The sequence below is a fragment of the Ruegeria sp. O6 genome, assembly GCF_056535045.1.
On the sequence record NZ_JBQERM010000002.1, the window covers coordinates 384,981 to 393,004 of the forward strand.

At 59.1% G+C, this 8,024-nt stretch carries 7 protein-coding genes; all 7 read left to right on the forward strand.

Going from position 1 to position 8,024, the window contains the following annotated elements; genetic code table 11:
• Positions 1 to 4: 4 nt before the first annotated feature.
• The 7 genes from ACR0DY_RS05235 (at position 5) to ACR0DY_RS05265 (ending at position 7,772) form a co-directional block, all read left to right on the forward strand.
• Entirely contained in the window at positions 5 to 1,108 is a 1,104-nt protein-coding gene (locus ACR0DY_RS05235) for an energy transducer TonB (RefSeq protein ID WP_480488199.1), read from the forward strand.
• Entirely contained in the window at positions 1,105 to 2,424 is a 1,320-nt protein-coding gene (gene tolB / locus ACR0DY_RS05240; protein ID WP_480488197.1) for a Tol-Pal system beta propeller repeat protein TolB, read from the forward strand. The genes ACR0DY_RS05235 and tolB overlap by 4 nt, the downstream gene beginning before the upstream one ends.
• A 72-nt stretch (positions 2,425 to 2,496) precedes the next feature.
• The gene (gene pal, locus ACR0DY_RS05245; protein ID WP_267364104.1) at positions 2,497 to 3,006 is read left to right on the forward strand and encodes a peptidoglycan-associated lipoprotein Pal; all 510 of its coding nucleotides are present in this window, start codon (positions 2,497 to 2,499) and stop codon (positions 3,004 to 3,006) included.
• Between the two features lie 4 nt (positions 3,007 to 3,010).
• Complete coding sequence (gene ybgF, locus ACR0DY_RS05250) at positions 3,011 to 3,835, forward strand: tol-pal system protein YbgF (RefSeq protein WP_480488343.1); 825 nt, start codon at positions 3,011 to 3,013, stop codon at positions 3,833 to 3,835.
• On the forward strand, positions 3,826 to 5,085 hold the full coding sequence (gene tilS, locus ACR0DY_RS05255; RefSeq protein WP_480546337.1) for a tRNA lysidine(34) synthetase TilS: 1,260 nt from the start codon (positions 3,826 to 3,828) through the stop codon (positions 5,083 to 5,085). The genes ybgF and tilS overlap by 10 nt, the downstream gene beginning before the upstream one ends.
• A 75-nt stretch (positions 5,086 to 5,160) precedes the next feature.
• Positions 5,161 to 7,077: an ATP-dependent zinc metalloprotease FtsH gene (gene ftsH, locus ACR0DY_RS05260; protein ID WP_267367030.1), complete on the forward strand. Its 1,917-nt coding sequence runs from the start codon at positions 5,161 to 5,163 to the stop codon at positions 7,075 to 7,077.
• Positions 7,078 to 7,175: 98 nt separating this feature from the next.
• The gene (locus tag ACR0DY_RS05265) at positions 7,176 to 7,772 is read left to right on the forward strand and encodes an MOSC domain-containing protein (RefSeq protein ID WP_480484072.1); all 597 of its coding nucleotides are present in this window, start codon (positions 7,176 to 7,178) and stop codon (positions 7,770 to 7,772) included.
• Positions 7,773 to 8,024: the final 252 nt, after the last annotated feature.

Below are 8,024 nucleotides of genomic sequence, written 5' to 3' on the forward strand. Positions count from 1 at the left end.
CACGGTGGATACCGGCACCAAGATTTCAGCGATTGCGCATGTCAGCCTGATCGGATGGGCGATATTCGGCGGCACCTTCCGGTCCGAACCGTTGCCGATGGCTGTGCAGGATGTCTCTGTGATCACGGCTGAACAATTCGCGGCCATGACGGCCCAGCGGGATGCGCCGGAACTCCCCGAAGTGCCGACCGCGTTGCAGCAGCCGCCCGAGCCGGAGGCTGTGACCAAGCCGCCGGAACCCGAGAGTGACGAACAGCCCCGCCCTGAACCTGTTGCACCGGCTGAACCGGAACCAGAGCCAGAGCCCATCATCGTGGAAGCGCCGCCAGAACCCGAGGTTCCTGACGAGCCTCCGGTTCTGACGGAACCTCAGATCGAGCCTGTTGCACAGCCTGCGCCGCCCGGTCCGGAGGCACAGCCGCGCCCATCAGACCGCGTCGCGCCTGAGGCAATAGCTCCGCCACCGCCCGAGGCAAAGCCTGATGATTTTGAAACGCCTCCGGTATCCCTGGATGAAGGCGCAGAGGTTCAACAGGAACAGCAGGATCAGACCGCGCCGCAAGAGGCAGCCCCGGAGATTGTGACCGAAGCCGAGGAAACCAAGGACCAGTCGCCCCTGACATCTCCGCGACCGCGCGTGCGCCCAAACCGGCCAAGCCCGCCGCCGGAACCCGCTGTGGCCAAAACGCCTGAGGCGACCCCGGAACCTGAGAAACAAACCGATGAAACGGCAATCAACGACGCCCTGGCCGAAGCCTTGGGCAGCGGGTCCGAACCTTCTGGCCCACCGCTGACCAGCGGAGAGAAAGACGCGATGCGACTGGCTGTCTCTGGATGTTGGAATGTGGGTTCCTTGTCCACGGATGCGCTGAACACTGTGGTTGTTGTCGCGTTTTCACTGAACCGTGATGGTACGGTCGTCGGTGGCAGTGTTCGGATGCTGGACAGCTCTGGTGGCTCGGCGGGAGCCGTTAAACAGGCCTACGAGGCTGCGCGACGTGCTATTTTGCGCTGCGGGGCCAAAGGATATGATTTGCCTGCTGACAAATACGAACATTGGCAGGATGTTGAGATTACATTTAACCCCGAGAGGATGCGGATCAAATGATGAAGCTTCTGACCAGCCTCTTTGTCGGCCTGACACTGATGTCTGCGCCGGTTTATGCACAGAACGGGCCTTTGCGCCTGGAACTGGATGAGGGGATTATCGAACCCTTGCCCTTTGCCGTTCCGAATTTTGTGCCGGACGGCCCGGCCGCAGCTCAGTTCGCGCAGGATATATCGCGCGTGGTGGCGGCTGACCTGACCGGGACCGGGTTGTTCCGCGAAATCTCCTCGGATGCGTTCATCAGCCGGGTCAGCAGCTTCGAAGCTCCGGTTCAGTTTGCGGATTGGAAGGCGATCAACGCTGACGCGCTGGTCACGGGCGCTGTCAATGTGTCAGGTCAGAAACTGACGGTCCGGTTCCGGGTGTGGGATGTGTTCTCGGGCCAGGAACTGGGCAATGGCCTTCAACTGGCAGGTACCACAGACGGGTGGCGGCGCATGGCGCACAAGGTGGCCGATCAGGTCTATAGCCGGATCACAGGTGAAGGCGGTTATTTTGACAGCCGCGTTGCCTTTGTTTCGGAAAGCGGGCCGAAGGACCAGCGCCTGAAGCGTTTGGCGATCATGGATTACGATGGCGCGAATGTGCAGTACATGACCGACAGCGCCGCAATCGTTCTGGCGCCCCGGTTCTCACCCACCGGTGACCGGCTGCTTTATACCAGTTATGAAAGCGGCAGCCCGCGCATTTACGTGACTGAAGTCGGGCGCCCCAAACCGCGGGAACTGAAGACGCAGGACGGGACGATGAGCTTTTCGCCTCGGTTCTCGCCGGATGGCCGGTCGATTGTCTATTCGCTGATTCAGGGCGGCAATACCGATCTGTGGAAGATGGATATCGTTTCGGGTCAAAGCACGCGCCTGACCAACACGCCCGCAATTGAAACTGCCCCCAGCTATTCACCCGACGGCAGCCGGATCGTCTTTGAAAGCGACCGCTCCGGCACGCCGCAATTGTACGTGATGGCAGCAAACGGGGGCGAGGTCACGCGGATCAGCTTTGGCGCAGGCCGCTATGGTACCCCGGTCTGGTCACCGCGCGGCGACCTGATCGCCTTTACCAAGCAGAACCAGGGCCGGTTCCATATCGGCGTGATGCGCATCGACGGGTCAGAAGAACGTTTGCTGACAGCCTCTTTCCTGGATGAAGGCCCCACCTGGTCGCCCAATGGCCGGGTCATCATGTTCACCCGCGAAACGCAGGGGGCCAGTGGTAGGGCATCGCTTTACTCGGTGGATATCTCGGGCAGGAACCTGCGCCCGGTACGTACACCGGACGGCGGCAGCGATCCGTCCTGGGGCCCATTGCAGAATTGATCGCAGCAAAGTTCACAACAAATCGTCCCTGTGGTAGACAGGCGGCAATAAACATAACACGAGGCACCTGAAATGAACGTATTGAGCAAAGTTCTGGCGCTGGGCGCGCTGAGTGTGATCGCCGCCTGCACAAACAATGACCCCTCAGCCTTGGGTGGCGGTGGTGGTAGCGGAGGCATTGGATCCATTGTCCCCGGATCACCGAGTGATCCGCGCTCGCCCGCGTATTTCCAGCAAACAGTCGGGGACCGTGTCCTGTTTGCCGTTGACCAGTCAACCCTGTCGCCCGAGGCGCAAACAGTGCTGCAAGGGCAGGCGGACTGGCTGCTGGCCAATCCGGATTTTGTCGCAACGATCGAAGGCCACGCGGATGAGCAGGGCACGCGGGAATACAACCTTGCGCTGGGCGCACGCCGGGCGAACGCTGCGCGTGAGTACCTGATTTCGCGCGGTGTTGCGGGCAGCCGCCTGAACACCGTGAGCTATGGCAAGGAACGCCCGATCGAGATTTGCAGCACCGAGGAATGTTATTCCAAGAACCGCCGTGCGGTAACGGTTCTGACCGGGTCAACTCTGGGGTAAGATGATGCGCATTGCAGGATGGGTTTTGGCGGCGGTTGTGGCGACGGCTGGTGTAGCACAGGCACAGGATCAACAGACCCTTGCGGACATCCGTCAGGAACTGACGGTGCTACATGTGGAAATTCAGCGTTTGAAACGCGAATTTTCCACTACGGGTTCACCCGCACCTAACCTGTCCGGCAGTTCGGTCCTTGAACGGGTGGATGCCATCGAGGCCGAATTGCAGCGCCTGACCCGCCAGACCGAGCAATTGAACCAGCGGGTGCAGAACATTGTCACCGACGGCACCAACCGCATCGGTGACCTTGAGTTCCGGCTGGTTGAACTGGAAGGCGGCGATTTGTCGACGTTGGGTGAGACCTCGACATTGGGTGGTGACACGGCCACTGTGATAACCGGACCAACAAGTATCGAAACGCCAACGGCGACCGATAATGTTGAACTTGCCATAGGTGAGCGTGCTGATTTTGATGCTGCCTCGCAAGCGTTGGCCGATGGCGATTTCCAGACTGCTGCCACGTTGTTTGCGCAGTTTGAAACAAGCTATCCCGGCAGTCCGCTGGCGCCCGAAGCCAACCTGAAACGCGGTCATGCCCTAGAAGGGATTGGCGACACACGCGAAGCGGCCCGGGCATTTCTGGCCAGCTTCACGGGTGATTCCGAGGGCGCGTTTGCACCCGAGGCGCTGTACGAACTGGGCGCGGCGCTTGGCCGTTTGGGACAGACCGATCAGGCCTGCATCACGCTTAATGAGGTCGGAGTACGCTTTCCTTCTGCGCCAGAGTTTTCGAGCGCCACGCAGGAGATGACCGCGTTGGGATGTACTTGAACCATCACTCCGGCAAACTACTTGCAGACCTGCGCGCCCAGCTACCGGAAACACTTCCGCGCAAGTTGGGGATTGCCGTTTCGGGAGGCGGGGATTCCGTCGCCTTGATGCATCTTTTGCATCAGGTGGCGCAAGATGAGGCCATCACTCTTTTCGTTGCCACGGTCGACCACGGTTTGCGACCCGAATCCGCGTGCGAGGCCGAAACGGTATTTCGGCAGGCGGCTGCGTTGGGGATGTCTCATGATACGCTGCGTTGGCCGGGATGGGACGGTACCGGCAACTTGCAGGACCGGGCACGTCAGGCGCGATATGATTTGTTATCCGAATGGGCGAAGGGCCGCGGAATCGACGCCATTGCGCTGGGCCACACCGCAGATGATCAGGCGGAAACACTGCTGATGCGGTTGGGCCGATCATCCGGGGTCACGGGCCTGTCCGGCATGTCGGCTATTCGGAAACGGCGGGGTCTGACGTTGCTGCGTCCGATGCTGGGGATCACCCGTGAACAGCTGCGCTCCTATCTGACTGAGGCTGGCGTAGCATGGGTGGACGATCCTTCGAATCAGGATGCCCGTTTCGATCGGATCAAGGCGCGCGAAGCTTTGGGTGGGCTGGAACCTTTGGGAATTGATGCGCTTTCATTGTCCCGCGTGGCGGATAATCTGGCGCAGGCAAACACGGCACTTGGCCTCTGTACGCAAGAATCCGCAGGGTCCGTGGCGCAGGTGGATCAAAGTGACGTGAGGGTGAATCGGGCCGGATTTGCCGCGTTGCCCCTTGAGATTCGGCGTCGTGTGCTGCTGGGAATCCTCTCGTGGATTGCCGGGTCGGGTTATCCCCCGCGTCAGGCGGCCGTGGATCAGGCAATGGATGCAGTTGCGAATGGGCAATCGGGGTCAGTGGGCGGTTGTCTGATTGTTCCACAAGGCGGGAGTGTTTGGATTTGCAGGGAATTTAATGCCGTGAAATCTCAGATCGCGGCGCCCAGTGCTGTGTGGGATGGCAAATGGCGGCTCAGCGGACCGGCAATAATGGGCGCAGAAATCCGCGCTTTGGGCGGTGAGGGGTTGCAACAGGTGCCCGAGTGGCGTGCAACCGGGCGTCCCAGGATAGCGTTGACGGCGACGCCTGCGGTTTGGATTGCGGACAGGGTGCTGGCCGCCCCGCTTGCGGGTCTCGCGAATGGCTGGCATGCCAGGCTTGCGTCAGATTGGCCCGAGTTCCACGCATCTTTTTTATCGCATTGAACATACGACAATCCTCTCTATTTTAAGAGGTAACTTGGCAGCGTCTCACCTGCCGGAACTTTTAGGAGAATTTCCTTGGGCAACGCTCGCAATATCGCGTTTTGGGTCGTTTTGTTCCTGCTCATCCTTGCACTGTTCAATCTGTTCAGTGGACCGGGCGGAACGCTTCAGAGCAACGAGAAAACCTATTCCGACTTTGTCGGTGCCGTCCAAAGCGGTGAAGTCAAGAACGTGACCCTGGATGGTGAACAGATTCGCTATACCCTGCAAAGCGGTGCCAGCTATGTCACGATCAAACCCGGCGACGCCGAAGTGACCAAGCTTCTGATCGAAGAAAACATCCCCGTTCAGGCCGTAAAACAACAGCAATCAGGCTTTCAGTCGTTCCTGATCACGCTGCTGCCTTTCCTGCTGCTGATCGGTGTCTGGGTCTATTTCATGAATCGGATGCAAGGCGGCGGCAAAGGTGGCGCGATGGGCTTTGGCAAGTCCAAGGCCAAGATGCTGACCGAAAAGCATGGCCGCGTGACCTTTGACGATGTTGCCGGTATCGACGAGGCCAAGGAAGAGCTGGAAGAGATTGTCGAATTCCTGCGAAACCCGCAGAAGTTCAGCCGCCTTGGTGGCAAGATCCCCAAGGGCGCGCTGCTGGTTGGCCCTCCGGGTACCGGTAAGACGCTTCTGGCCCGTGCCATTGCGGGTGAGGCGGGTGTGCCGTTCTTCACCATCTCGGGTTCGGATTTTGTCGAAATGTTCGTTGGTGTGGGTGCGTCCCGCGTGCGTGACATGTTCGAGCAGGCGAAAAAGAACGCGCCCTGTATCGTGTTTATCGATGAAATTGACGCTGTGGGTCGTCATCGCGGCGCCGGGTATGGTGGCGGCAACGACGAGCGGGAACAAACGCTCAACCAGTTGCTGGTCGAAATGGACGGGTTTGAGGCCAACGAAGGTGTAATCATTCTGGCGGCGACAAACCGCAAGGATGTTCTGGACCCTGCGCTGCTGCGACCGGGCCGGTTCGACCGTCAGGTCACAGTCGGCAACCCGGACATCAAGGGCCGCGAGAAAATTCTGGGCGTTCACGCACGCAAGACGCCGCTGGGCCCCGATGTCGATCTGCGCATCATCGCGCGCGGTACGCCCGGCTTCTCGGGTGCGGATCTGGCCAACCTCGTGAACGAGGCTGCGTTGATGGCCGCACGCGTGGGTCGTCGCTTTGTCACCATGGAAGATTTTGAAAACGCCAAGGACAAGGTGATGATGGGGGCCGAGCGCCGCTCGATGGTGCTGACGCAGGATCAGAAGGAAAAAACTGCCTATCACGAAGCGGGTCATGCTGTTGTTGGTCTGTCTCTGCCCATGTGCGATCCGGTCTACAAGGCGACCATCATACCGCGCGGGGGTGCGCTGGGTATGGTGGTTTCGCTGCCGGAAATGGATCGCCTGAACTATCACCGGGATGAGTGCGAACAAAAGCTGGCGATGACCATGGCAGGTAAAGCTGCCGAAGTCATCAAGTATGGCGAAGATCACGTGTCGAACGGTCCTGCCGGGGACATCATGCAGGCCAGCCAACTGGCACGCGCCATGGTGATGCGCTGGGGTATGTCGGATAAGGTCGGCAATATCGACTATGCCGAGGCGCATGAGGGATATCAGGGCAATACTGCCGGGTTCTCGGTATCGGCTCATACCAAGGAACTGATTGAAGAAGAGGTAAAGCGTCTGATCCAGCAAGGCTATGAACAGGCGCACAAGATTCTGACCGATCAGAACGAGGAATGGGAACGTCTGGCCCAAGGTTTGCTGGAATACGAAACGCTGACCGGTGACGAAATCAAACGCGTCATGAACGGGGAGTCGCCCGGCGATAGCGATGACCGGAACGACAAGTCGGACGAGGGCAGTGCGCCCAGCGTGACAGCCATCCCCAAGACCAAGGCAAAGAAATCACCACCTGAGGGTGGGATGGAACCTGAACCGACAGCATAACCAGCAAGAACCCGGGCTCTGACCCGGGTTTTTCTCTTTCCATCAGAGCGTTACTGAGCATTATGCGCTGGCAGACACCAATGGGAAGGGAAGCGCGTATGCCGTTTTTGCGGGAAACCGAATTTGCAGCCGAAGTTCTTTGGCTGGGCCTTGTTCCTGCCGGCGGATCGCTTCGTGCCAAGCCCGTTGAGTTGCTGGATCTTGGGTTTGAGGGCGTGAAAGGCGAGCGGCACGAAGGTCTGAACCGTGCGTCCTGTGTTCGGGTCTCGAACCTCTATCCCAAGGGCACTGAAATCCGCAATGTTCGTCAACTGTCGGTGCTGTCCTTGGAAGAGTTGCAGCAGATCGCGCAGAACATGGGGCTGGACCAGCTTGACCCGTCTTATCTGGGCGCATCCATAGTGCTGAAAGGTATTCCGGATTTCTCGCACATTCCGCCGTCCTCGCGTCTTCAGGCGGTCAACGGGCTGACGATCACTGTGGATATGGAAAACGCACCTTGCGTATTGCCCGGTCGCGAAATCGAAGCGGATCATCAGGGGTATGGTGCAGGGTTTAAACCTGCTGCCGTCGGACGCCGGGGTGTCACGGGCTGGGTCGAACGTCCCGGGCGCATTCAACTGGGCGATCACCTCAAGCTCTTTGTTCCGGACCAGCCTGCCTGGAGCCCTGAAAATATGCAGGTTTCCGATTAGTTCCCGATGAAGTGACCTGACGACGCTTCGCGACGCCAGAATGTCGGAATCCATGGCTAATCAGATTGTACACAAGGGTATGGAATGCGTAGCGCCGACGTTAGACGTCGGTTTTGCACGGTATTCAATCAAGGACCCCGGCCAATGAGCTATAAATCCGACATCGAAATTGCGCGTGAAGCGAATAAGAAGCCGATCCAGGAGATCGGCGCGAAGCTTGGAATATCCAGTGATGATCTTTTGCCGTATGGG

Coding starts and splice junctions, on each gene's coding strand:
- ybgF (WP_480488343.1), top strand. CDS start 3,011: ATGCGCATTGCAGGATGGGTTTTGGCGGCGGTTGTGGCGACGGCTGGT.
- ACR0DY_RS05265 (WP_480484072.1), top strand. CDS start 7,176: ATGCCGTTTTTGCGGGAAACCGAATTTGCAGCCGAAGTTCTTTGGCTG.
- pal (WP_267364104.1), top strand. CDS start 2,497: ATGAACGTATTGAGCAAAGTTCTGGCGCTGGGCGCGCTGAGTGTGATC.
- tolB (WP_480488197.1), top strand. CDS start 1,105: ATGATGAAGCTTCTGACCAGCCTCTTTGTCGGCCTGACACTGATGTCT.
- tilS (WP_480546337.1), top strand. CDS start 3,826: ATGTACTTGAACCATCACTCCGGCAAACTACTTGCAGACCTGCGCGCC.